Raw genomic sequence first — 23,034 nt, 5'->3', positions numbered from 1 at the left:
GCTCAGGCGCGCACGAGATCCGCCCCGGCGAAGAAGGTCTCGGCCGCTTTGAGCGCGCTCTCGTCCAGCAGGACGTCGCCAGGGCGGCTCCCGTTGCCGAGTAACTGCCCACCCCAATGCGTTCCGAGATATTCGGCGGTCTTACGCAGGGTTCCGATCAGCGGTTCCGCCTGCTCCGGCTGCTCGGCAAGCACGCTCACCCCCCACAAGGTCTTGCCGCGCATCTGCTCCTTGAAGCGGAGTTCCGGCTGGTCCAGCCAGCTCGCCCAGTGGTCGAAGTACAGCTTCACCGACGCCGACACGCTGTACCAATAGACCGGCGACGCGATCACCAGATCCGTGGCCGCCATGGTCGCGTCGAACAGTGATCGCTCGTTCCCCGCGGGCGGGACGAACTCCTCGCCGTCGTGTTTCCGGTCGACGAACGGCGCCAACGGCAACTCGGACGTCCGGATCCATCGCTGCTTCACAGCGCGAGGCAACTCCTTCGCCGCCCGCCTCGCCAGGATCTCCGTGTTGCCGCCCGCGCGGGCGCTCCCGAGCAGGAACAGGAAGCTTCGATCGTCGGTCATCGCGATCCCCTCCGAAGTGATTTCAATGTACATGTATGTGCAAGCAGATGCTGTCACTGCATGTAAACTCGTGTCAAGCAAATCCAGGGAGGTCGCCGTGACCGCCGATGAACTGGCGTGGGGCCGTGTCCTCACGCTGCACGGGCGCATCGAGCAAGAACTCGCGAAGGCACTGCAACGACGGCACGGACTCGGACTCTCCGAGTTCCGCGCGCTCGGCAAGCTGGCCGCCACCGAGAAGGGTGTCCTGCGCATGCAGGAACTCGCCGAGGCGATCGGGCTCAACCAGAGTTCCGTGAGCCGGATGGTCGTCCGCCTCGAAGACGCCGGCCTGACGGAGCGCGATCCCTGCGAGAACGATCGCCGCGGGGTGTACTCGTGCATCACCAAGGAAGGCAGGAAACGGTACGCCGAAACCGAACCGACCTATCACGAGGTCTTGGCGGCGGCCCTCGACAAGGCCCACGCCGACCCCGAACTGAAGAGCGCGGTGGCCGCCCTGCGCGGCGCTTGACCCAATATTCCCTCGCGGTTATATTCCCCTAACGGCACATTAGGAGGTAACCGTGATCGCTCGCGCCCGGTTGGAAACCGTCGGAGAACGTCCCGCGCTCCGCCTCGAACGGCGGCTCGCGCACAGTCCCGAACGTGTCTGGCGGGCGGTCACCGAGCCGGCGGAACTCGCGAAATGGTTCCCCGCCGCGGTCACTGTCGACCTGCGCCCCGGCGGAACGATCGAGTTCACCTTCGAGGGTGAAGAGGTCCCGACAGCGGGCAAAGTCCTCGAAGCCGACGAGCCTCGCGTCTTCGCGTTCAGCTGGAACGACGACGTCCTCCGCTGGGAGATCACCCCGGAGGAGGACGGCAGCAGGCTGCTCTTCACGCATACGTTCGGCCGGGGTGAACCCGCCATCGCCAGGATCGCGGCGGGCCGCACGGCCGCCGGCTGGGACAGCTGCCTCGTCGCCCTCACCGCACACCTCGACGGCGAAGAGAACGAGCCGCCCGAGGACTGGGTCGGCCCCATCGAGGCCTACGTCGAGGAGTTCGGGCTCGCGGACGGCGAAGTCCTGGAAACCGGCGACGGCAAGGTGATCCGGTTCCGCCGCGATCTGATCTGGAAGCCACTCGACGACGTCTGGGCACTGCTCACCCCGGAAAGGGCGGTGATCGGGGCGGGCACGGTCACGCGCGAGGAACCGCCGCGACTGCTGGAGTTCTCCTTGCCACGAGGAGGCGTCGTCCGGTGGGAGTTCACCCACTCCGAACTCGAAGGGACCATGGTCGAGGTGACCCAAACGGTTCCCGACGGTCAAGACGACGTCGTCCCCGAGGCGCTGCGAAGCTGGCGCGAGAAGCTGAAGGAGTTCTTCGCGGCGGCGCACAGGAGCTGATCTCCACCCTGGGGATGACCTCCGCCGGACGGACGCGCGAAAGCCACGCTCCCGGCTAGGTTCGCCGTATGAAACAGCCGTCCGCGCTGCCCGGCCGGGTGCCGCACATCATCGACGTGATCGTCGCGCTGGTGCTGGTGGTGGCCGTCGGCGGGAACCTCGCCGCGAAGACGTGGACGTTCACCGTCGCCATCCCGATGTGGCTCGCCTGGGCAACGGTCGCCGCGTGCGCGATCGCGATCGTGGTGCGGCGGCACTGGCCCGTGGCGGCCTACGGCCTCGGCCTGCTCAGCCTGATCCCGGCCGTGCTCGCGGGCAACGGCCTTGGCCCGGCCGCGATTCTGGCCATGGCTTGTGCCCTCTACACCTTGACGCTGGAGTACCCGCGAGCCCGCTCGCTGATCGCCTTGGGCCTCGGCCTGCTCATCGTCGCGGTCCTCGAACTGGTGCGGCTCGGACCCACGACGCTCGCGTCGACCGCGTTCGCCGGCGGCGGGGTGGCGGGCTCGTGGGCGCTGGGCTGGACGGCGCGTCAGCGACAGGCGAACCTCGCCCTGCTCACCGAGGCCCACGCCGATCAGGCGGTCTCCGACGAACGCCTGCGGATCGCGCGCGAAATGCACGACGTCGTCGCGCACAGCATGAGCCTGATCGCCGTCAAAGCGGCCGTGGGCAACCACGTCGCGAAGGAACAGCCCGAAGAAGCGCGCGAAGCGTTGCGGGTCATCGAACTCACCAGCCGCGAGACCCTCGTCGAACTCCGGCGGATGCTCGGCGTCCTCCGCTCCGGCGACGGCAAGCCCGAGGCCGCGCTCGGCCCCGCGCCGAAACTCGCCGATCTACGGACACTGGCCGAACGCGCCGGCCAGGCCGGAGTCCGCGTCGAGCTGACCGGCGAGGTGGTGGACGAGCTTCCCGAAGGTGTCGCGCTTTCGGTCTACCGCATCACGCAGGAGGCGGTGACCAACGTCGTGAAGCACGCGGGGCCGTCACTCTGCCGGGTCACGATCACCGAAGGGCCCGGCGAAATCAGCGTCGAGATCGTCGACGACGGACGCGGCGAAGGCTCGGCCGCGACCATGGGCGGGCACGGTTTGATCGGCATGCGCGAACGCGTCGCCGTCTACGGTGGTGACTTCGAAGCGGGGCCACTGCCCGCTGGGGGATTCCGGGTGTTCGCGCGGTTGCCGTACGCCGTCGAGGAAGTGGGGACACGATGATCCGCGTACTGATCGCCGACGACCAGGCGTTGCTGCGCGGCAGTTTCCGCGTGCTCGTCGACAGCGCGCCGGACCTCGAGGTCGTCGGCGAGGCGGAGAACGGCGTGGAAGCGGCGGAACTGGCCGAGAAGGAACGCCCCGACGTCGTGCTGATGGACGTCCGCATGCCGGAACTGGACGGGATCGAAGCGACCCGGCGGATCTGCGCGTCGGCCGCCACCGAAGGCGTCCACGTGCTGATGCTGACGACGTTCGACCTCGACGCCTACGTCTATTCGGCCCTGCGCGCGGGTGCGAGCGGCTTCCTGCTGAAGGACACCCCGCCCGCCGAGTTGCTGACCGCGATCCGGGTCGTCGCGGCGGGCGAAGGACTGCTCGCGCCCTCGATCACGCGAAGGCTCATCGCCGAGTTCGCCCGGCTGCCCGACCCCGGCCAGCGCGTCGCGGCGTCGCTCGACAACATCACCACCCGCGAACGCGAGGTCTTGAGCCTGATCGCACGCGGCCTGTCGAACGACGAGATCGCCGGAACACTGCATCTCGGACTGGCGACGGTGAAGACGCATATCGGCCATCTCCTGCACAAACTCGCGGCACGGGACCGGGCGCAGCTGGTGATCGCGGCCTACGAATCCGGCCTGGTGCGAGCCGCGCGGTAGCCCGGAACGTTGCCTACGCCACACGCGAAGTGACCGCCGAGTAGCTAGGCTGCGGATTCATGAGCAGTGCGACGGAGCCGCTCGGGACGCCGCCCGAGGACGAACCGGACATCCACACCACGGCCGGCAAGCTGGCCGACCTGTACCGCCGATACGACGAGGCGGTGCACGCGGGTTCCGCGAGGGCGGTGGAGAAACAGCACGCCAAGGGCAAGAAGACCGCTCGCGAGCGGATCGACCTGCTGCTGGACGAAGGCTCGTTCGTCGAGCTCGACGAGCTGGCGAAGCACCGCTCGGTCAACTTCGACCAGGAGAAGAACCGGCCCTACGGCGACGGCGTCGTCACCGGCTACGGCACCGTCGACGGCCGTCCGGTGTGCGTGTTCAGCCAGGACGTCACCGTCTTCGGCGGTTCACTCGGCGAGGTGTACGGCGAGAAGATCGTCAAGGTGATGGACCTGGCGATCAAGACCGGCCGCCCGATCATCGGCATCAACGAGGGCGGCGGCGCGCGGATCCAGGAAGGCGTCGTCTCGCTCGGGCTGTACGGCGAGATCTTCAACCGCAACGTCAAGGCGTCCGGCGTGATCCCGCAGATCTCGCTGATCATGGGCGCCAACGCGGGCGGGCACGTCTACTCCCCCGCGCTGACCGACTTCGTGGTGATGGTCGACAAGACCTCGCACATGTTCATCACCGGCCCCGACGTCGTGAAGACCGTGACCGGCGAAGAGGTCACCTTCGAGGAGCTCGGCGGCGGGCGCACGCACAACACCCGTTCGGGCGTAGCGCATTACCTCGGCTCCGACGACGAAGACGCCATCGCCTACGTCAAGGAACTGCTCTCGTTCCTCCCCGCGAACAACCTGTCCGAAGCGCCGTTGTTCGAGACGGACGCGCCTGCTGGTGGCTTCTTTGACGACGTCACCGAGTCGGACCGCGAGCTGGACACGCTCATCCCGGACTCGCCGAACCAGCCGTACGACATGCACGAGGTCATCAACCGCGTCGTCGACGACGGCGACTTCCTCGAGGTGCACGAGCTGTTCGCGCCCAACATCCTGGTCGGCTTCGGCCGGGTGGACGGCCGCAGCGTCGGCATCGTGGCGAACCAGCCGACCCAGTTCGCCGGCTGCCTCGACATCGACGCGTCCGAGAAGGCCGCGCGATTCGTGCGCACCTGCGACGCGTTCAACATCCCGGTCCTCACCTTCGTCGACGTCCCCGGCTTCCTGCCCGGCACCGACCAGGAGTGGAACGGCATCATCCGGCGCGGCGCGAAGCTGATCTACGCCTACGCCGAAGCGACCGTCCCGCTCGTCACCGTCATCACCCGCAAGGCGTACGGCGGCGCGTACGACGTCATGGGGTCGAAGCACCTCGGCGCGGACGTCAACCTGGCATGGCCGACCGCGCAGGTCGCGGTCATGGGCGCGCAGGGCGCGGCGAACATCGTGCACCGCAAGACCCTTTCCGCGGCCGCCGCCGACGGCAAGGACGTCGACGCGCTGCGGGCCGAGCTGATCCAGGAGTACGAGGACACCCTCCTGAACCCGTACGCGGCTGCCGAACGCGGTTACGTCGATTCGGTGATCGTGCCCGCGCACACCCGCGGTCACATCACGAAGGCGCTCTCGCTGCTCCAGGGCAAACGAGAGACGCTGCCGCCCAAGAAGCACGGGAACATCCCGCTGTGACCGCCCCCGAAACCCCGCTGCTGCGGGTCGTCCGCGGTAATCCGAGCGACGCCGAAGTCGCCGCGCTGACCGCCGTCGTCGCGGCGGCGGCGAGCGCGCGGGCCCCGGAGCCGTCGCCGAAACGGGATTCGTGGTGGGCGGACAAGGCCTCGCTCGTCCGGGCCCCGCTTTCCCCCGGTGACGGCGCCTGGCGGGCTTCGGCCCTCCCGCGCTGAAGCGACCCCGCCGAACAGCGCGGATCCGGTTTCCGCGGGCTATCGTGACAGGTCTTCGAGCCGATACGCCCCAGAAAGCCGTGCGTGACGAACCAGGACCAGCTCTCCACCGAATTGCGCCGTCTGCGCAAAGCCGCCGGGTTGTCCGGTACCGAGGCGGCGAACCTGACCGGCCTCAGCCAGTCCAAGGTCTCGCGGGTCGAAACCGGCGCGTTCATGCCGACCGAGGATCAGGTCGTCGCGTTGTGCAGTGCCTATGGCGCGCCCGCGAAAGTCCGGCGGGCACTCGTCGCGATCACCCGTGATCTCCGCGAAGAAGCGGCGTCCGCCCGCGTCGTCTTCCAGCGGGGTGCCTGGCGGATGCAGCAGCGGATCGGCAAGATCGAGTCCGCGTCCGCCCGGATCCGGAGTTTCCAGCCGACGATCGTGTTCGGCCTGTTGCAGACCCGCGACTACATCACCGCGCTGTTCGGCGATTCCCTGCCGGACGGCGAACGCGATCAGACGGTCGAAGCCCGGCTGGAGCGCCAGCGGATCCTCGAATCGAACCGTGAATTCCACTTCGTGCTGACCGAAGGCGCCCTGCGCTGGAACATGGGCGGGGCGGCGACCATGCTGGCCCAGCTCGGCCACCTCATCGACCTGTCCTGCCGCGGGCGGGTGCGGCTGGGCGTGATCCCGTGGACCGCGCCGGTGTCGGTCCCCGTTCTCCACGGTTTCGACATCTACGACTCGCGCGCGGTACTCCTCAGCACGCAGACGGCGACGGCGCTCGTCACGGACGAACGCGAAGTCGCCGACTACGAGAAGAACTTCGCCGAAGTCGAGCGCTACGCCACCTACGACGGCGTCGCGTGCTCGCATCTGGCCAGGATCGCGGATGACTACCGACAGCTCGCGGCTGAATCACACCAGTGACCAAGGACTCTTGGCGCTATGCACCCTGAGAGTGCATCGTGAGTAAAGCAGCTGTCGGTGAAGGTCCCCTTTTCTGCGCCGAGCGCGATCTTGAGGGCCTTCCAGGACCGTTCGCCGACCAGCAACGGCAGATCACTCGAAATTGACAACTTTGCCTCCGCGCAACCCGTCTACTTGCCGAAACAGTCACTCGGGAAAGGCGACTCCGATGACCACCTGGCACGAACGCATGACCGACTGGCACAAGTCGACCTACACGCACTGGGAAGAGAACGCCTGCGTCGAGGTCGGCCGACTGCCCGGTCTGGTCGGCATCCGAGACACCAAGCAGTGGGCACTGCCGGACGAGACCCGGCCGATCCTGGTGCTCCCGGCCTCGTCCTTCGCCGCCCTGATCGATCACTTGGGCCGATGAACGACGTCGCCGAGCCGTACATGGTCCATGATCCGCGGGAGATGGCGGGCCAGCTGATCAACGGCAACTGGATCGTCGCGCGGTGGGAGCACCTCGGCGAGGACGAGGACCTTGACCATTGGACGGCCGTGCTTCGCGAGCACTGCGAAGAACTCGGTGTCGATCCGTACGTCATCAACATCCCGCGGAAGAACCTGACGATCGTCTTCAACGGCGCGCTCCCCGCCCCGACGTTCGAACAGCTGGAGAATTCGATCGCGGCCATCGAGTACCACCGCTTCCTCGAACGCGAAATCGGGCCGAGACGCCTGAACTAGGCCGTGTCCTTCGGATCACAACCACTCCGCCAAGCCGAGTTGACCGTCCACACCACACGCGCCGGGCATGTCGCGAAAGCCACTTTCGGGACGTCTGATGTCCCGAAAGTGGCTTTCGCGACATCCAGATCAGCACCCGGCGAGCGCGTAAGACACCACCTTTGCCCTACCCCTCAAGAGAACCCGAATCGCCACTCACGACACGAACTTCCGACTCAGGGGCTTAGGCGATCTTGGGGGCAGCGCGCATCCCGATGTAGACGCATTCTGTGCCGTTCGAAAGCGTCGAGAACACCACGGGCATCCAGTCCTCACTGAACGACGGGCCAGCTCCTGAAGCGGCGAAAACCGTCTCAGTGACGGGGACCAGGTCCATGTCCAGCGTCGGCGAGAAGTCCTTCATCCCGCCGACGAACTCGTACGTCAGCTTCCGGTCTTCGGTCACCGTGATGACCACACCTTCGCGCCGATAGACACCCGCGAACCGCTCCAGATCCACGACCGGCGGTTCGGCGGGCGGCGCGAAGGCGTCGGGAATCCGGACGTCGGCGAACTCGCCGAGCAGCTCACGGAACAGGGCCGCGTAAAGCTGCCGGGCGCCGCCGCCGTTGGTCACCAAGGCGACGGCCACGCCCGCCGACGGGACCACCCGCAGATACGCGTACTGCCCGACGGCCGCGCCGTCATGGCCGAAGCCGGTCGTGCCGTCCCAGTCGTAGAGCGTCCAGCCGAGCCCCCAGCCGTCCGCGCTGACCGTCCACTTGTCGGGGACGTCGGTCTCGCGGTGCTGCATCGCCGCCACCGATTCCGGTGCCAGGACACGGGTTCCGTCGGGCGCGAGACCGCCGTCGAGGTGCATCCGCGCGAGCCGGACGACGTCACCGGCGGAGGCGATGACCCGGGCGCCCGGTCCCGCCGACCGCGGCATCAGATCCCAGGCGGGCGCGGGCTCCGGGTCCTGCCCCGGCTCGCCGAGATGACTCATCGCCGCGCGGAAACTCAGGGCTTCTTCGGGCAAGGTCATCGACTGCTTCAGCCCGAGCGGCGCGAAGATCAGCTCCTTGAGGGCCTGATCCCAGGTCAACCCGGTCAGCACCTCGACGATGCGGCCGAGCACCAGGTAGCCGACGCCGCTGTAGGAGACCGCGGTCCCCGGCGGGCAGTCCATCGCGATGCCCTTGCTCGCCTCGACGAAGCGGGCGATGCAGTCGTCACCCCGGCCGGTGTCGAGGTGGAAGTCGCAGGTGAGTCCGCTGGTGTGGCTCAGCAGTTGCCGGACGGTGATCGCCCCTGTCGCCTCGGGATCGATCGTCTCGAAGTCCGGCAGCACCTCGATGACCGGTGCATCAAGGTCCAGTTCGCCGGTTTCGGCCAGCCGCATGACCAGGGTGGCGGTGTAGATCTTGGCGATCGAACCGAGCTGGAACACCGAATCGGTCGTCGTCTCGACCCCGGTCCCGCGGTGCAGAACGCCACTCGCGAGTTCGTGGATCTCGCCGTCCACCAGGATCGCGAGCACGGCGCCTGGAACGTGATGGGCCTCGCGGAGCTCGTCCAGCCTTGCCTGCCAGCGTCCGGCGTCCCAGGTCACGGTGTTCGTCATGCTCTTCCCTCTCGTTCGTGAGTACGTTGTTCTCGTCTTGCGCACACTGTACGCATACGCGATCAGCGTGCGCAAGCAGGAAGTCGCTTGTCCACGGGCCGAGTTCTGCCATATAGTCCACGCGGAATAATCGATACGGAATCCTCCGAGAGGACCATGAATGGCCGCGAAGCTCACCCCGCTCGCCATGGCGGTGCTGGAACTCCTCCACGAGCGGCCCATGCATCCGTATGAGATGGCACAGCTGATGAAGGAGCGCTACGTCAGCACCCGCGTCAAAGTGAAGGCCGGGTCGCTCTACCACACGGTGGATCGCTTGCAGCAGAACGGTTTGATCGAAATCGTCGAAACCCAACGGGACGGGAAACGCCCCGAACGCACCGTGTACGCGATGACGGACGCCGGCAGCGACGAGTTCGTCGACCGCGCGCAGGACATGCTGAGCACCCCGGCGGAGGAGTTCCCCGAGTACCTCAGCGCGCTCGCCGTCATCGACGAACTGGGCCCGGAGACGTCGATCACCCAGCTCAAGCACCGGGTGCTGCGACTTCAAGCCTCCGCCGCCGCCGACCAGGTGGTGCTCCGAAGCCTGGTCGAAGAGCACGAACTCCCCGAGGTCTACTGGCTCGATTGGTCCTACGCCACCGCGCGCCGGACCTTCGAACTCGAGTGGACCCAAAAACTGGTCGAAGACCTGGAATCCGGCCGCATCCGATTCCAGGGCCACTGCAAGCCGAACTTGAATCTGGTCGCCGAGGAAGACACCGATGAACGCAAGACAAGCTAACCCCTGGGCCGCGCTTTCCGCGCTGTGCCTGGGTTTCTTCATGATCCTGCTGGACACCACGATCGTTTCGACCGCGATTCCCTCGATGCTGCGCGAACTCGGCGCCGGGCTGAACGCGATCGTCTGGGTGATCAGCGTCTACCTGCTCACCTACGCGGTGCCGATGCTGTTCGCCAGCCGCCTCGGCGACCGGTTCGGCCCGAAACGGGTCTACCTGACCGGCCTCGTGGTGTTCACGCTGGCGTCGTTGTGGTGCGGCCTCTCCGGATCGGTCGAGATGCTCATCGCGGCCCGCGCGGTGCAGGGCCTCGGCGCCGCCTTGATGACGCCGCAGACCCTGGCGTTCATCAGCCACCTGTTCCCGCCGTCGAAACGCGGCCCCGCCATGGGACTTTGGAGCGGTGTCGCCGGGATCGCGGCGATCGTCGGGCCACTGCTCGGCGGCGTGCTCGTCGACCACCTCGGCTGGGAATGGATCTTCTTCGTCAACCTGCCGGTCGGCGTGGTCGCGTTCGCGCTGGCACTGCTCAAGGTGCCGGACTGGCAGCCGAAACACTCGCATTCCTTCGACGTGCCAGGGATCCTGCTCTCCGGCGCGGGGTTGTTCCTCGTCGTGTACGGAGTCCAAAATGGACAGCACTACGACTGGGGACGTGTACTCGGCCCGATCACCGTATTCGAGATCATCGGCGCCGGGCTCGCCCTGCTGATCGCTTTCGTGGTGTGGCAACGGTTCAACCGCGACGAACCGTTGCTACCGCTGGGTGTTTTCGCGAATCGCAACTTCTCGGCGGGAACGCTGACGTCGGTCACCGTCGGGTTCGCGATGACCGGCATGTTCCTGCCGCTGGTGATCTACATCCAGGCCGTCCTCGGCGAATCGCCGACGATGTCCGGCCTGCTGTTCGCGCCGATGTCCTTGCTGGCGGGCATGATCGGCCCGTTCGTCGGGCGCGCTTCGGACAAGCTCAACGGCAAGGTCCTGCTCATCATCGGGCTGACCGCGCTCTCCGCGGGGCTGGCTCTCGTCGCGCTGATCGCGCGGGCGGGCGCGAACGCGTGGGCGCTCACCCCGGCACTGCTGGTGGCGGGCGCCGGGATCGGGTTCATCTTCGCGCCGATGGGCAATCTGGCGATGAGTTCGGTCGAGCCGCGGCTCATCGGGACCGCGTCGGGCATCTTCAACACCGCCCGGCAGGTCGGCGGCGTGCTCGGCAGTGCCGCTGTTGGAGTGCTGTTGCAGGCCCGGATCAGCGCGTCGATCGCCGACGAGGCGGCGACGGCGGCGACCGCCTTGCCGGAGCAGTACCGTGCGCCGTTCGCGGAAGGGATCGCGAAGGCCGCGGAATCGACCGGCGAGTTCGGTTCTTCCGGACCGGCGGCCATCCCTGGACTTCCCGCCGATGTGGCGGAGCAGGCTCAGCGGCTCGCGCTCGAAGTCGTCCACAATGGACTGACAGACGCCGCCAGGGTGACTCTGCTGCTGCCCGCGGCTGTCCTGCTGCTGGGCGTACTGGCGGCGCTGACGATGCGGCGCCCGGCACCGCGGACCCCCGCTCCGGCCTCGGCTCCGACGGCCGCCGCCACCGCCGCCTGAGCCCACGACTCAGGCGAGGGCGGTGGCCAGCAGGGCGAAGGCGGCGATGATGACGGCGACACGGACGTAGTGGAAGCGGTCCCAGCGGTTCATCTGCTCCTTCCAGTCCTCGGGCCGGTTCTCGGGGGTCCACGTCTTGCCCCGGTCGTTGATCGGGACGAGCAGCAGGATCGACATGACCACGCTCACGATCAGCAGCCCGGCGGCGATGACGACGAGGACGGCGCCGGGCTGATGCCATCCGGCGATGGCCCAGATCGCGCTCAGAATGAGCGAGCCGATGTACCAGAACGGCATGATGGCGCCGAGCATCCGGCCCCCGTGGGCTCGGCCTAGCTGATTGCTGTCGTCGGGAAGTCCGTTGAGGATCGGATTGATGACGAAGGCGACGGAGAACTCCACCCCCACCATCAGGCCGACGACAACGACGGTGAAGACCTCGAGTGCTTCGAGCAACATGACCCCTCCAGGGAACTAGCATCGCTAGGTATTGATTCGACGCTAGCATTGCTGCCGCTCGGTTGTCTAGCGGTGCTAGGATCGGGTCATGTCGGTACAGGAACGCAAGGAGCGTGAACGGGCGGACCGCGAACGCCTCATCGTGGCGACGGCCCGTGAACTCGCCGAGCAGCAGGGCTGGGACGCGGTCACCACCCGCCGGCTCGCCGAGCGCATCGAATACAGCCAGCCCGTCCTCTACAGCCACTTTCGCGGCAAACGCGAGATCATCGGCGCCGTCGCCCTCGAAGGTGCCACCGAGATGGCCGTGGCACTGCGGGCCGCGACCTCCGCCGCGGACGGTCCGCGCGCCAGGGTCACCGCCCTCGCCCGCGCCTACCTCGACTTCGCCGACCGCAACCCGGCGGTCTACGACGCCATGTTCCAGCTCGACGGCGGTCTGGCGTTCGCGAAAGAAGACACCCCGGAGCCGCTGAAGGACGCCTTCGCCGCCCTGCTGGAGAGCCTCGCCGAGGTCGCCGGGGACGGCGTCCACCCGGGCCTGTTCACCGAGTTGTTCTGGGCGGCCCTGCACGGGCTGGCCACCCTGACCCGGGCGGGACGGCTGCCGCCGGAGTACGCCGAGCGGCGGATGGAGCTACTGGTGGACCGGCTCGCCGTGGTCTGACAGATCGTCCTGGCTGGCGCGATGAAAGCCCCGTTCATCGCGCCAGCCAGGCAAGGGCGGAAGTTTCCTACCGGCGGTACCGCAGGCCGAAGCCGTACGGGAACAGCGCCTTCTTGCCGTCACCGACGTTCACCGGTTCCTGAGCCGCACTGACCGGCCAGCTGAACGTCAGTTTCCCGGTCGGGTTGTAGTCGCCGTAAAGGACATCGGCGACACCGGCGCCTTCGCTACCCGGCAGCCAAGCCGCGACCAGACCGTTGAACCCCGGCAGCTGCGGAGCGATGTCGAGCGGCCGTCCGGACACGGTCACCACGACGACGGGGACCCCGGAACTCTTCAGTTTGGCGATCGTGGCGAGGTCTTCCGCGTCGAGTCCGAAGCCGTTCGGACGGTCTCCCTGCCCTTCGGCGTACGGCGTTTCTCCCACCACGGCGACCGCGACCCGGTAGCTCTTGTCGATTCCGTCACCCGCACGGTCATAGGTCACCGTGGTTCCCTTCCCCGCCCCCGACTTCAGCCCGTCGAGAACGGTGGTGCCCGGGATGACCGGGCCGCTCTGGCCCTGCCAGGTGAGCGTCCAGCCGCCAGCCTGATTGCCGATGTCGTTCGCGTTCTTGCCCGCGACGAAGATCTTGTTGTTCTTCTTCGCCAGTGGCAACACACCGTCGTTCTTCAGCAGCACCTGCGATTCGCGGACGGCCTGCCGGGCCAGTTCGCGATGTTCCTTGCCGCCGAACGTCTTCTGGAGGGAACGGTCGGTGTACGGGCGCTCGAACAGGCCGAGCTTGAACTTCTCCGCCAGGATGCGGCGGTTCGCGTCGTCGATCCGGCCGCGCGTGACCCGGCCCGCTTCGACCTCGGCCTTGAGGTAGGCGATGAACTGCGGCGCGTCCCACGGGACCATGAACATGTCGATGCCCGCGTTGACCGAAAGCCGCACTTCTTCTGGCGTGAAACCTTCCTGCCCGTCGATCTGGTTGATCGCGTTGTAGTCCGAGATCACCAGGCCCCGAAACCGCAGTTCCTTCTTGAGGACGTCGGTGATGAGGTACTTCTGGGCGTGCATGCGCACGCCTTGGAAACTCGAGAACGAGATCATCACCGAGCCGACACCGCGATCGATCGCCTCGCGGAACGGCGGCAAATGGATCTGCCGCAGCTCGCGTTCGCTGACCTCGGTATCGCCCTGGTCGACGCCGTTCGTGGTGCCACCGTCGCCGATGTAGTGCTTCGCGGTCGCGAGCACCGAACCCGGCTTCTCCCCGAGCCTGCGCCCCTGGAGACCGGTGATGGCCGACGCGTTGGCGATCGCGTCGCGCGGGGTTTCGCCGAAGGACTCGTAAGTCCGGCCCCAACGATCGTCACGGGCGACGCAGAGACACGGCGAAAAGTCCCACTGCGGTCCCGTTCCGGCGACTTCCAGCGCCGTCGCGCGGCCGATCTTCTCGACCAGGCGCGGGTTGTTCGCGGCGCCGAGGCCGATGTTGTGCGGGAAGATCGTCGCGCCGTAGACGTTGTTGTGGCCGTGCACGGCGTCGACGCCGTAGATCGTGGGGATGCCGAGCGGCGTCGAAACCGCCGCTTTCTGGTACGAGTCGACCATGTCGGCCCAGCCGTTCGGCGTGTTGCTGGCGGGTACGGAACCGCCGCCGGACAACAAGGACCCCAGTTTGAGCGCGGCGGCCTGGTCGGGGGTGACCGCGCCGCGTTCGGCCTGGGTCATCTGGCCGATCTTGTCGTCGAGACTCATCCGCCTGAGCAGGTCATCGACCCGCGCGGACGTCGAAGCGTGGGGATTCTTGTACAGCGGCCCCGGGGCGGCGGACGCCATCGGAGCCAGCGCCGAACCGGCCAGGAGCAGGCCTGCGAGCACTGTGGTTTGCGTCGTGCGAAGTGATCTTCTGACGCGGAGGCGGGACGGCATTGGTTCCTCCGTAGCTCGAACAATCCATATGTTGCGCGCCACAACAAACTAGCTCCAGGCCCGGGTGCCCCAGGTCACAATCGGACAACGGAGCGCCGTCGAGTACCGTCCGGAGGTGCGTTTCGTCCTTGCTTCCCAGTCCCCCGCCCGTCTCGGCGTCCTGCGTTCCGCCGGTTTCGACCCGAGCGTCGTCGTCTCCGGCGTCGACGAGGACGCGGTGGCCGCGTCCCTGACCGACCCGGCCCCGGTGGAGCTGGTCCGGGCACTCGCCGCCGCGAAGGCCGAGGCGGTTTTCGAAACGCTCGTCGGGTCTCACAGTGACCATGTCGGAAGCGCCGACATGGTCATCGTGGGCTGCGATTCGATGTTGTCGATCAACGGCGAAATGGTCGGGAAGCCGATCACGCCGGAGGCCACGCGCGAGCGGTGGGCGTCGATGGCGGGCAAATCCGGCGAACTTCTGACCGGCCACGCGATCATCCGCGTCGAAAACGGTGAGAAGACGAAAGAAACGTCCGGCACCGAAGGAACAACTGTCCGCTTCGGAACACCGTCACAGGAAGAAATCGACGCCTACATCGCGTCCGGGGAACCGCTCCAGGTGGCGGGCGGTTTCACGCTGGACGGGCTCGGCGGCTGGTTCATCGAAGGAATCGACGGCGACTTCTCGAGCGTCATCGGGATCAGCCTGCCGCTGACCCGGCGCCTTCTGGCCGAGGTCGGCGTGAGTGTCGTCGATCTTTGGACGCGTCCCGCATCCTGAGACAGCTCCCACACGATCGGGTGATCCGGAAGAGTCCTGCCTTGCCGAGCGTTCTTCACGTTCGGCCAATCAGGAAACTTTCACGCACCGGAGTCGCCCCGTGTCTTTCATTCGGACCTACACCAGGCCAAAAGTCTTCGCGGTGGCAGTCCTCGGCTCACTCGTCGTGGGTGCCCTCCTCGGCGTTCTCGCCAGGTCGACCGAGGCGAGCTGGCTGACCGAACTGCTCGACCAGATCGGCACGATCTTCACGACGCTGCTGCAGATCGCGGTGATCCCGCTGGTCTTCACGGCGATCGTGGTCGGCATCAACAGCCTGCGCAACCTCGGCGGTGGCAAGAAGGCCGCCCGGCTGGGGGGCAAGACCGTCCTGTGGTTCGCGATCACCTCGCTCATCGCGTCCCTGATCGGCATCGGTGTCGCGAAGCTGTTCAATCCGGGCAGCGGCGGCCTCGGCGAAGGTGTGGCCGCGACCGCGAAGAACGCCGACAAGGCGACGAAGAGCGTGGACAACTGGGGCTCCTGGAGCGCCTTCGTCGACGGCTTCCTGCCGAAGAACTTCCTCACCGCCTTCACCGAGGGCGAGACACTCCAGGTGCTGTTCCTCGCCGTGCTGATCGGCGCGGCCGCCTACAGCCTCGGTGACAAGGCCAAGCCGTTCGTCGACTTCACCACCAGCGTCTTCGAGATCATCCAGCGTTACCTCGGCTGGATCGTCCGGCTGGCCCCGATCGGCATCATCGGCCTGATCGGCGCGGCGGTGGCGAACTACGGTGACGCGCTGTTCCGCCCGCTGTTCACCACCACTCTCGCGGTGTACGTCGGTTGCCTCCTGGTCCTCTTCGTGGTGTACCCGATCCTGTTGCAGTTCGTGGCGAAGGTCAGCCCCGTCAAGTTCTTCGCCAAGGCGGGCACGGCGATCCAGTTCGCGTTCGCTTCGCAGTCCTCGGGCGCGACGCTGCCCCTGACCCGGCAGTCCGCCGTGAACCTGGGCGTCCAGCCCGCGTACGCCGCCTTCGCGACTCCCCTGGGCAGCGCCACGAAGATGGACGGCTGCGCCGCCGTGTTCCCCGCGATCGGCGCGGTCTTCATCGCGAACCTGTCGGGCGTTTCGCTGAACATCTGGCAGTACGGCGGGATCGTGCTGGTCGCCGTCCTCGGCGCGCTGGCCACCGCCGGCACCACCGGCTGGCTGACCGCGCTGACCCTGACCACCGCGTTCATCGGACTCGACGCGCAGCAGGTGGCGCTCGGCATCGCGCTGATCTACTCGGTCAACCCGATCATGGACATGATGCGGACCGCGACCAACGTCGCGGGCCAGATCGTCGTGCCGGTCGTCGTCGCCCGCAGCGAAGGTCTCCTGGACGACGAAGTCCTCAACTCGCCGACAGACCCTTCGCCCACCTCCGACGGCGAAGCGGCCACTACCTCGGAGAAGGAGCCTGCCGCGGCTGGCGCCAAGTAACCCCACAGCAACGCGCGTGAAGGCCCCCTTCCCTCGGCTGACCCGAGGGAAGGGGGCCTTCACGCGATTCAGGCCGAGTCCGACGCCGGTTACTTAGCCAAGCTCAGCAAGTGATAGCAAAGGTCCCTTGCTACCGCTCAGGGCAAGCCCGCAGGTCAGCGCGGGTGAGCCGGACATCCGGCCAGCCCCTCAGCTCCGAAGGCGCGGTGTACCGGCGCGTGCAGCCCACCGAACCGCTGGCGACGTCGTAGACCTCCGCGAGCACCGGCGCCGCCTGGCACCGGGCCGATCCGGACTGCGCGTCGGGGCACTCGTGCCACACGACGATGACGTCCGCGATCCCGTCGGCGGTCACGTCGTTCAGGGCGATCGTCCCGGCGTCGGAGAAGTACGGTTTCCCGGGGTCCCGCCAGATCCCGCCGCGTGAGACGAACAGTTCGCCAGCCGAACCGCCGTCTGTCTCACCGCGCACCAGGCAGACCGGCGTCGCGCCGTCGACACAGCGCAAAGAATCGCCCTTGAGGGTGACCCCCATGTCGTTGATGATCAACGGGAACACCGAGTCCGCCCCGATCCGGACCACGCCCTGCTTCCCAGCTTCGTCGGCCAGCAAGACGACGGGCACCCCGCCGACGGTCATCGCGCCGATCTCCCGGCAGGCCGAGTGGCCGCAGTTGGTCCCCGGCGCGGCCGGGGCGCCGTCAGGAAGCGGAGGCACACCGGGCTCGCCGGCGGGCACCGGAGCGGGCTGGCGGAGCAGGAACACGGCCACGATGACCCCCACCGTCACCACGACGGCCAGCAGCGCGGTGAACAGCACGGATCGCGGCGTCCGCGCTTCCTGAGTCCGCATATCCGAGAGCGTAAGTGATCTAGCGGAGAGTGCACGTCTATGTTGTTCCGGTGACGAACCCCGGATTGCCCAACTCCCTGTTCCTCCCCACGGCGAAAAAGCCGAAGGATTTCACGAGCGCGGAGATCGAGCTCCGCCCGACCAAGGACGGCCGGATGGCACTGATCGCCTTCAGCTCGGTGCAGCGCCTGGTCGAATGTTGCGGCCCGCACCAGCCGTGGGCGCTGGTGCGGGCCGAGCACCTCGGCCGGGTCTACCAGGCCCAGCCGTACGACCTGATCGTGCTCGATTCCGACCTTCCGGAAGAACTGCGACACCGCGACGCGCTGGTGTAAGACCTTCTAGGAGAACTGGGACACCGGGACACGCGGTATAAACAAGTGTCACTGGGTGGCCTTGCTCTCACTCAACCAGAGCCGGAACTTCCGTAAACTGCTGCGGAGCCGCATCGGGGCGGCCCGACGTGCGAACGCAGGAGGTACGGCGTGACCGAGCAGGCCGGCAAAGGTGGTCCGGTGACCAAGATCCTGATCGCGAACCGCGGCGAGATCGCGGTACGGGTGATCAGGGCGGCGAAGGACGCCGGGCTGACCAGCGTCGCCGTCTACGCCGATCCGGATCGTGACGCACCCCACGTCCGTCTCGCCGACGAGGCCTTCGCTCTCGGCGGCACCACCGCGGCGGAGAGCTATCTCGTCTTCGACAAGCTGCTCGACGCCGCCAAGCGGTCGGGCGCGGACTCCGTCCACCCCGGCTACGGGTTCCTCTCCGAGAACGCGGACTTCGCGCAGGCCGTGATCGACGCCGGGCTGACCTGGATCGGGCCGAGCCCGCAGGCCATCCGCGACCTCGGTGACAAGGTCACCGCGCGCCACATCGCGCTGCGCGCCGGCGCTCCCCTCGTGCCCGGCACGAAGGACCCGGCCAAGAACGCCGACGAGATCGTCGCTTTCGCCGACGAGCACGGCCTGCCGGTCGCGATCAAGGCGGCGTTCGGCGGTGGCGGCCGCGGCCTCAAGGTCGCCCGCACCCGCGAGGAGATCCCGGAACTGTTCGAGTCCGCGACCCGTGAGGCGATCTCCGCCTTCGGCCGCGGCGAATGCTTCGTCGAGCGCTACCTGGACAAGCCGCGCCACGTCGAGGCCCAGGTGCTCGCCGACCAGCACGGCAACGCCATCGTCGTCGGCACGCGCGACTGCTCGCTGCAACGCCGCCACCAGAAGCTGGTCGAGGAGGCGCCCGCGCCTTACCTGACCGACGAGCAGCGCAAGCGCATCCACGAATCCGCGAAGGCGATCTGCAAGGAAGCCGGCTACTACGGCGCCGGGACCGTCGAGTACCTCGTCGCCGTCGACGGCACGATCTCGTTCCTCGAGGTCAACACGCGGCTGCAGGTCGAGCACCCGGTGTCCGAGGAGACCACGGGCCTCGACCTCGTGCGCGAGATGTTCCGCATCGCGCGCGGCGAGAAGCTGCGCATCACCGAGGACCCGGAACCGCGCGGCCACTCGATCGAATTCCGCATCAACGGTGAGGACGCCGGCCGCGGCTTCCTGCCCGCGCCCGGCACCGTGACGAAGTTCGTCGCGCCGAGCGGCCCCGGCGTCCGCGTCGACTCCGGCGTCGAGTCCGGCAGCGTCATCGGCGGCCAGTTCGACTCGATGCTCGCGAAGCTGATCGTCACCGGATCGGACCGGCAGAACGCGCTCGAGCGCAGCCGGCGGGCGCTGGCCGAGATGGTCGCCGACGGCATGGCGACGGTCCTGCCGTTCCACCGCGTGATCGTGGACGACCCGGCCTTCATCGGTGACGAGAACGGGTTCAGCGTGCACACCCGCTGGATCGAGACCGAGTTCGAGAACACCATCGAGCCGTTCGTCGCCCCGGAGGCCGCCGAGGCTGAAGAAGAGCAGCCCCGCCAGAACGTCGTCGTCGAGGTCGGCGGGCGTCGCCTCGAAGTGTCGCTTCCCGGTGGGTTCTCGCTCGACGCCGGTGGTGGCGGCGGCACGGCCGTCAAGGCCAAGCCGCGCAAGCGTGCGGGCGGCACCAAGGCCGCGGTCAGCGGCGACGCGGTCACCGCGCCGATGCAGGGCACCATCGTCAAGGTCGCCGTCGAAGAAGGCCAGCGGGTCGAAGCGGGCGAGCTGGTCGTCGTGCTCGAAGCGATGAAGATGGAGAACCCGGTCACCGCGCACAAAGCGGGCACCGTGACCGGACTTTCGGTCGAGGTCGGCGCGGCGGTCACCCAGGGAACCCAGCTGTTCGAGCTGAAAGACTGACGAATGTCGTGGAAGACGGCGCCTCGCTCGGCCTACCATCGAAAGAGTGAGCGAAGCGCCGTCTCCGCAGCTGCGGATCAGTGACCAGGATCGAGAGTCCGCGCTGACCGCGCTCGGGGAACACCTGAGCGTGGGCCGGATCGACATCGACGAATTCGGCGAGCGATCGGCTCAGGTCACCGCCGCCAAGACGCGCGGAGAGCTGTCCGCGTTCTTCCTCGATCTGCCCGAACCGCACCCCGTCTTCGACGCACCCAAGACGGCCGTGACCGAACCGGAGAAGCCGGCGTCGCCGTTGGCGGGGATCTCGCCGATGCAACGCGTCATGGGTGCGCTCCTGCCGATCCTGTTCATCGCCTCCATCGCGCTCATCGTCACCACCGGCGTCACCTGGTGGTTCATCCTCGTCCCGATCGGGATCAGCGCCGTCGGCGAAGGCATCTGGGGCAAGGGCTGGGACAACGCCCACAAGAAGCTCGGGAAGCAGCGCCGCCGGGAACTGGACGGCTGATCCGCCCGTAGACTCGGGACGTGAGTGCCGAGAGACCGGACATGCGGCTGAGCGACGCCGAACGCCAAGACGCGCTCGACGCGCTGGAAGAGCATGTCCGCACCGGCAGACTCGACCTCGACGAGTTCGGCACGCGCTCGGCCAAGGTCAGCGCCGCGAGGATGGCGAGCGACCTCGAGCCGCTGTTCACGGACCTGCCCTCACCCCGGCCCAGCGCGCTGCTGCCACTGCCCCCGATGCCCGGCGTCGCGCAGGCGGCCGCGAAGAGCGAGGCCCCGCCGTCGAAATGGCTGACCGCGAGCGCCGTGCCGATCGCCGCCGCGGTCGCGATCGTGTTGTTCTTCTTCACCCGGGGGACGTTCCTGGTGTTCCTGCTGCCGCTGGCGGTCGCGCTGATCATGAGCCGCCGTCGCTGAAGATCCGGTTACCCTCGAAGGGTGGAACCGGTGGAGATCAACGCGGGCGAGTACTACCTGCGGCAGCTGCGGGCGGACAAGGCCCTCGACGACCGTCCGGCGCTGGTCGCGGCCTTCGCCGATCCGACACACCGCAAGTACGTCCTGAACTATCGCTTGCGGGACCTCGACGAGGCGACCGAGTACGTCGCGCTGCGCGCCGCTCAGTGGGCCGGTGACGAACGCTGTTCCTGGGCGGTGGCCGAGCCGACCACCGGGGATCTGCTGGGCGAGGTCGGTCTGCGGGATCTCGATCTCGACCTCGGGTACGCGGAGGCGTCGGTCTGGGTACGCGCGGCGTCCCGGGGCAAAGGTGTCGCGAGCACGGCGCTCAACGCGGCCCTGCGGTTCGGTTTCGGTGGACTCGGCCTGCGTGAGGTCAGCTACCGCTACGAAGAGACCAACGAGATTTCGGCGTCGGTCGCCCGCAAATGCGGGTTCACCCTGGTGGGGCCCGAACTGGACCCGGCCCCGACCGGGGAACGCCTCATCCGCTGGCGCCGCACCGCCTGACCCTGCCGCAATTAGTCACCTACTTGCCCTGATCGAGGTCCGGCGCCGGTAAGCGCCCAGGCAAGTAGGTGACTAATTGCGTGCGTCAGAAGGGGTAAGCGGGGGGAGAGCGGCGGACGGTGACCCAGCGGGTTTCGGTGAAGGCCTCGACATTCGCCGCCGCACCGCCGAAGCGGCTTCCGGTGCCCGAAGCAGCGACGCCACCGAAGGGGCTGTTCGCCTCGTCGCTGACGGTCTGGTCGTTGATATGCACGATCCCGGTCGGGACCCGGTCGGCCAGGTCCAGTCCTTTGAGGACGTCACGGGTGACGATCCCCAGCGAGAGCCCGTATTCGCTCGCCGTGGCGAGGCGGACGGCCTCCTCCGCGTCGGAAAACCGCACGACCGGCGCGACCGGGCCGAAGATCTCCTCGGCGACCGCCGGCGCCGTCGGCGGCACGTCGGCAAGCACCGTCGCGGAATAGAACAGCCGGTCGTATTCGGCACCGGCGGCGACCCGCGCGCCCGCCGCGACACTGGACGTGACCAGCGCGTGGATCTTGTCCCGCTGCCCGGCGTCGATGATCGGCCCGAGCGCGACCTCGTCCCGCGCCGGGTCGCCCACCCGGATCGCGGCCGCCTTCGCCGCGAGCCGCTCGACGAAATCGTCGTAAATCCGCTCGTGCACCAGATGCCGCCCGGTGGTCATGCAGATCTGGCCCTGATGGAAGAAGGAGCCGAACGCGGCGACTCCGGCGGCCTCGTCCACGTCCGCGTCGTCGAGCACGATGAGCGCGGAGTTCCCGCCCAGCTCCAGATGTGCCCGCTTCAGATGCTTTCCGGCGAGTTCGCCGACCTTGCGCCCGGCACCGGTCGACCCGGTGAAGGAGATGACCCGGACCGCCGGATGCGTCACCAGCGTCTCGCCGACGTCCGCGCCACCCGGCAGCATTTGCAGCACTCCCGGCGGCAGTCCCGCTTCCTCGAAGATCCGCGCGAGGACAACGCCACCGGTCACGGCGGTGCGCGGGTCCGGCTTCAGGATGACGGCGTTGCCCAGCGCGAGCGCCGGGGCGACCGAGCGGATGCCCAGGATGATCGGCATGTTGAACGGCGAGATCACCGCGACGACGCCTGCCGGGACACGGCGTGCCATCGAAAGGCGCGGTTCTTCACTCGGCAGGAGTTCGCCGTACGGGCGGCCGGGCAAGGCCGCCGCCTCGTAGCACTCCTGTTCCGCGACGTGCAGCGAGAAGCCCGCGACTCCCGGCACCGCCCCGACCTCGCGCACGTTCCACCAGCGGATCTCGTCGGCGTACTCGGACCACAGCCGCGCGGCTTTGCGCAGGATCGCGGCACGCTGGACGTGCGGTGTCGCCGCCCAGGACCGTTGCGCTTCGGCCGCGGACGCCGCTTTCGCGGCGTCCGCGGCCGAAGCGATCCCGACGCTGCCCAAGACCGCACCGGTCGCGGGCTCTGTGACGTCACGGGTGCCACCGGTGCCGGGCACCCACGAGCCTCCGGCGAAGATCCGGTCCGTCCACGTCGACGAGTCGAGGAACACCACAAGGCCGCCTTCCGTCAGTGTCTGATCAAGGAGCCCGCGGCCGCGATCGACGTCGGCAGGGCGCTGATCAAACTTCTCCCGTTCGCGGACAGGGGCCCTGCCACCGCGATAGCGGGGCCTTCGGCCGCGCGGGCTGGGACGGCCGACGCTATGCCAGATTCACCCGATCAGGCAACGATCTCTGCGCGCGTGGCACACCACC

At 67.8% G+C, this 23,034-nt stretch carries 25 protein-coding genes; 19 read left to right on the top strand and 6 right to left on the bottom strand.

Annotated features, from left to right (window positions below; genetic code table 11):
* Positions 1 to 2 precede the first annotated feature (2 nt).
* Complete coding sequence (locus ACLARN_RS18475) at positions 3 to 572, bottom strand: flavodoxin family protein (RefSeq protein ID WP_409492662.1); 570 nt, start codon at positions 570 to 572, stop codon at positions 3 to 5.
* Between the two features lie 97 nt (positions 573 to 669).
* Between ACLARN_RS18475 and ACLARN_RS18470 the strand changes: the two genes are divergently transcribed.
* The 9 genes from ACLARN_RS18470 (at position 670) to ACLARN_RS18430 (ending at position 7,407) form a co-directional block, all read left to right on the top strand.
* Positions 670 to 1,086: a MarR family winged helix-turn-helix transcriptional regulator gene (locus ACLARN_RS18470; RefSeq protein WP_409492661.1), complete on the top strand. Its 417-nt coding sequence runs from the start codon at positions 670 to 672 to the stop codon at positions 1,084 to 1,086.
* A 52-nt stretch (positions 1,087 to 1,138) separates the two neighbouring features.
* Positions 1,139 to 1,966: an SRPBCC family protein gene (locus ACLARN_RS18465; RefSeq protein ID WP_409492660.1), complete on the top strand. Its 828-nt coding sequence runs from the start codon at positions 1,139 to 1,141 to the stop codon at positions 1,964 to 1,966.
* A 68-nt stretch (positions 1,967 to 2,034) separates the two neighbouring features.
* Positions 2,035 to 3,186: a histidine kinase gene (locus tag ACLARN_RS18460; RefSeq protein ID WP_409492659.1), complete on the top strand. Its 1,152-nt coding sequence runs from the start codon at positions 2,035 to 2,037 to the stop codon at positions 3,184 to 3,186.
* Positions 3,183 to 3,845 carry a response regulator gene (locus ACLARN_RS18455; protein WP_409492658.1) on the top strand — a complete coding sequence of 221 codons (663 nt, stop codon included), beginning with the start codon at positions 3,183 to 3,185 and terminating at the stop codon, positions 3,843 to 3,845. Before ACLARN_RS18460 ends, ACLARN_RS18455 begins: the two co-directional genes overlap by 4 nt.
* A 59-nt stretch (positions 3,846 to 3,904) precedes the next feature.
* The gene (locus ACLARN_RS18450) at positions 3,905 to 5,542 is read left to right on the top strand and encodes an acyl-CoA carboxylase subunit beta (RefSeq protein ID WP_409492657.1); all 1,638 of its coding nucleotides are present in this window, start codon (positions 3,905 to 3,907) and stop codon (positions 5,540 to 5,542) included.
* Complete coding sequence (locus ACLARN_RS18445) at positions 5,539 to 5,757, top strand: acyl-CoA carboxylase epsilon subunit (protein WP_409492656.1); 219 nt, start codon at positions 5,539 to 5,541, stop codon at positions 5,755 to 5,757. The genes ACLARN_RS18450 and ACLARN_RS18445 overlap by 4 nt, the downstream gene beginning before the upstream one ends.
* 84 nt (positions 5,758 to 5,841) lie before the next feature.
* On the top strand, positions 5,842 to 6,675 hold the full coding sequence (locus ACLARN_RS18440; protein ID WP_409492655.1) for a helix-turn-helix domain-containing protein: 834 nt from the start codon (positions 5,842 to 5,844) through the stop codon (positions 6,673 to 6,675).
* 208 nt (positions 6,676 to 6,883) lie between these two features.
* Entirely contained in the window at positions 6,884 to 7,090 is a 207-nt protein-coding gene (locus tag ACLARN_RS18435; RefSeq protein WP_409492654.1) for a DUF397 domain-containing protein, read from the top strand.
* On the top strand, positions 7,087 to 7,407 hold the full coding sequence (locus tag ACLARN_RS18430; protein WP_409492653.1) for a hypothetical protein: 321 nt from the start codon (positions 7,087 to 7,089) through the stop codon (positions 7,405 to 7,407). Before ACLARN_RS18435 ends, ACLARN_RS18430 begins: the two co-directional genes overlap by 4 nt.
* A gap of 223 nt (positions 7,408 to 7,630) precedes the next feature.
* Here the strand turns inward: ACLARN_RS18430 and ACLARN_RS18425 are convergent, their stop codons facing one another.
* Positions 7,631 to 9,010 (bottom strand): serine hydrolase domain-containing protein, encoded by a 1,380-nt coding sequence (locus tag ACLARN_RS18425; protein WP_409492652.1) that lies wholly within the window; start codon positions 9,008 to 9,010, stop codon positions 7,631 to 7,633.
* 160 nt (positions 9,011 to 9,170) lie between these two features.
* Here ACLARN_RS18425 and ACLARN_RS18420 point away from each other — a divergent pair, with 160 nt between their 5' ends.
* Both ACLARN_RS18420 and ACLARN_RS18415 read left to right on the top strand, forming a co-directional pair.
* Complete coding sequence (locus ACLARN_RS18420) at positions 9,171 to 9,797, top strand: PadR family transcriptional regulator (RefSeq protein WP_409492651.1); 627 nt, start codon at positions 9,171 to 9,173, stop codon at positions 9,795 to 9,797.
* Positions 9,778 to 11,394, top strand: a complete 1,617-nt coding sequence (locus ACLARN_RS18415) for a DHA2 family efflux MFS transporter permease subunit (protein ID WP_409492650.1) — start codon at positions 9,778 to 9,780, stop codon at positions 11,392 to 11,394. Before ACLARN_RS18420 ends, ACLARN_RS18415 begins: the two co-directional genes overlap by 20 nt.
* Before the next feature lie 9 nt (positions 11,395 to 11,403).
* Here ACLARN_RS18415 and ACLARN_RS18410 read toward each other — a convergent pair whose 3' ends face one another.
* Positions 11,404 to 11,850, bottom strand: coding sequence for an anthrone oxygenase family protein (locus tag ACLARN_RS18410; protein ID WP_409492813.1), 447 nt, complete (start codon positions 11,848 to 11,850; stop codon positions 11,404 to 11,406).
* A 91-nt stretch (positions 11,851 to 11,941) separates the two neighbouring features.
* On the opposite strand from ACLARN_RS18410, the gene ACLARN_RS18405 reads away from it, so the two are divergent.
* Positions 11,942 to 12,520 (top strand): TetR/AcrR family transcriptional regulator, encoded by a 579-nt coding sequence (locus tag ACLARN_RS18405; protein WP_409492649.1) that lies wholly within the window; start codon positions 11,942 to 11,944, stop codon positions 12,518 to 12,520.
* Between the two features lie 67 nt (positions 12,521 to 12,587).
* Here ACLARN_RS18405 and ACLARN_RS18400 read toward each other — a convergent pair whose 3' ends face one another.
* Entirely contained in the window at positions 12,588 to 14,393 is a 1,806-nt protein-coding gene (locus tag ACLARN_RS18400; protein WP_409492648.1) for a glycoside hydrolase family 3 protein, read from the bottom strand.
* Between the two features lie 166 nt (positions 14,394 to 14,559).
* Here ACLARN_RS18400 and ACLARN_RS18395 point away from each other — a divergent pair, with 166 nt between their 5' ends.
* Both ACLARN_RS18395 and ACLARN_RS18390 read left to right on the top strand, forming a co-directional pair.
* On the top strand, positions 14,560 to 15,207 hold the full coding sequence (locus tag ACLARN_RS18395) for a Maf family protein (protein ID WP_409492647.1): 648 nt from the start codon (positions 14,560 to 14,562) through the stop codon (positions 15,205 to 15,207).
* 100 nt (positions 15,208 to 15,307) lie between these two features.
* Positions 15,308 to 16,675 (top strand): dicarboxylate/amino acid:cation symporter, encoded by a 1,368-nt coding sequence (locus ACLARN_RS18390; protein WP_409492646.1) that lies wholly within the window; start codon positions 15,308 to 15,310, stop codon positions 16,673 to 16,675.
* 130 nt (positions 16,676 to 16,805) lie between these two features.
* Here the strand turns inward: ACLARN_RS18390 and ACLARN_RS18385 are convergent, their stop codons facing one another.
* Positions 16,806 to 17,495, bottom strand: coding sequence for a hypothetical protein (locus ACLARN_RS18385; RefSeq protein WP_409492812.1), 690 nt, complete (start codon positions 17,493 to 17,495; stop codon positions 16,806 to 16,808).
* Between the two features lie 83 nt (positions 17,496 to 17,578).
* On the opposite strand from ACLARN_RS18385, the gene ACLARN_RS18380 reads away from it, so the two are divergent.
* The 5 genes from ACLARN_RS18380 (at position 17,579) to ACLARN_RS18360 (ending at position 21,286) form a co-directional block, all read left to right on the top strand.
* The gene (locus ACLARN_RS18380) at positions 17,579 to 17,863 is read left to right on the top strand and encodes an SAV_915 family protein (protein ID WP_409492645.1); all 285 of its coding nucleotides are present in this window, start codon (positions 17,579 to 17,581) and stop codon (positions 17,861 to 17,863) included.
* A gap of 150 nt (positions 17,864 to 18,013) precedes the next feature.
* The gene (locus ACLARN_RS18375; protein ID WP_409492644.1) at positions 18,014 to 19,807 is read left to right on the top strand and encodes an acetyl/propionyl/methylcrotonyl-CoA carboxylase subunit alpha; all 1,794 of its coding nucleotides are present in this window, start codon (positions 18,014 to 18,016) and stop codon (positions 19,805 to 19,807) included.
* Between the two features lie 46 nt (positions 19,808 to 19,853).
* Positions 19,854 to 20,318, top strand: coding sequence for a DUF1707 domain-containing protein (locus ACLARN_RS18370; protein ID WP_409492643.1), 465 nt, complete (start codon positions 19,854 to 19,856; stop codon positions 20,316 to 20,318).
* Between the two features lie 41 nt (positions 20,319 to 20,359).
* Positions 20,360 to 20,734, top strand: a complete 375-nt coding sequence (locus ACLARN_RS18365; protein ID WP_409492811.1) for a DUF1707 domain-containing protein — start codon at positions 20,360 to 20,362, stop codon at positions 20,732 to 20,734.
* Between the two features lie 21 nt (positions 20,735 to 20,755).
* Positions 20,756 to 21,286, top strand: coding sequence for a GNAT family N-acetyltransferase (locus ACLARN_RS18360; protein ID WP_409492642.1), 531 nt, complete (start codon positions 20,756 to 20,758; stop codon positions 21,284 to 21,286).
* 85 nt (positions 21,287 to 21,371) lie between these two features.
* Here the strand turns inward: ACLARN_RS18360 and ACLARN_RS18355 are convergent, their stop codons facing one another.
* Positions 21,372 to 22,832, bottom strand: a complete 1,461-nt coding sequence (locus ACLARN_RS18355; RefSeq protein WP_409492641.1) for a benzaldehyde dehydrogenase — start codon at positions 22,830 to 22,832, stop codon at positions 21,372 to 21,374.
* Between the last annotated feature and the right edge of the window lie 202 nt (positions 22,833 to 23,034).

It is taken from the genome of Amycolatopsis sp. cmx-11-12 (genome assembly GCF_046269425.1).
In the GTDB taxonomy this organism is placed as follows: Bacteria; Actinomycetota; Actinomycetes; order Mycobacteriales; family Pseudonocardiaceae; genus Amycolatopsis.
Note: the sequence above shows the minus strand (reverse complement) of the source record. Positions and strands in the feature narration are given on the sequence as shown.

Coding starts and splice junctions, on each gene's coding strand:
- ACLARN_RS18475 (WP_409492662.1), bottom strand. CDS start 572: ATGACCGACGATCGAAGCTTCCTGTTCCTGCTCGGGAGCGCCCGCGCG.
- ACLARN_RS18460 (WP_409492659.1), top strand. CDS start 2,035: ATGAAACAGCCGTCCGCGCTGCCCGGCCGGGTGCCGCACATCATCGAC.
- ACLARN_RS18455 (WP_409492658.1), top strand. CDS start 3,183: ATGATCCGCGTACTGATCGCCGACGACCAGGCGTTGCTGCGCGGCAGT.
- ACLARN_RS18450 (WP_409492657.1), top strand. CDS start 3,905: ATGAGCAGTGCGACGGAGCCGCTCGGGACGCCGCCCGAGGACGAACCG.
- ACLARN_RS18435 (WP_409492654.1), top strand. CDS start 6,884: ATGACCACCTGGCACGAACGCATGACCGACTGGCACAAGTCGACCTAC.
- ACLARN_RS18430 (WP_409492653.1), top strand. CDS start 7,087: ATGAACGACGTCGCCGAGCCGTACATGGTCCATGATCCGCGGGAGATG.
- ACLARN_RS18425 (WP_409492652.1), bottom strand. CDS start 9,010: ATGACGAACACCGTGACCTGGGACGCCGGACGCTGGCAGGCAAGGCTG.
- ACLARN_RS18420 (WP_409492651.1), top strand. CDS start 9,171: ATGGCCGCGAAGCTCACCCCGCTCGCCATGGCGGTGCTGGAACTCCTC.
- ACLARN_RS18415 (WP_409492650.1), top strand. CDS start 9,778: ATGAACGCAAGACAAGCTAACCCCTGGGCCGCGCTTTCCGCGCTGTGC.
- ACLARN_RS18405 (WP_409492649.1), top strand. CDS start 11,942: ATGTCGGTACAGGAACGCAAGGAGCGTGAACGGGCGGACCGCGAACGC.
- ACLARN_RS18365 (WP_409492811.1), top strand. CDS start 20,360: ATGCGGCTGAGCGACGCCGAACGCCAAGACGCGCTCGACGCGCTGGAA.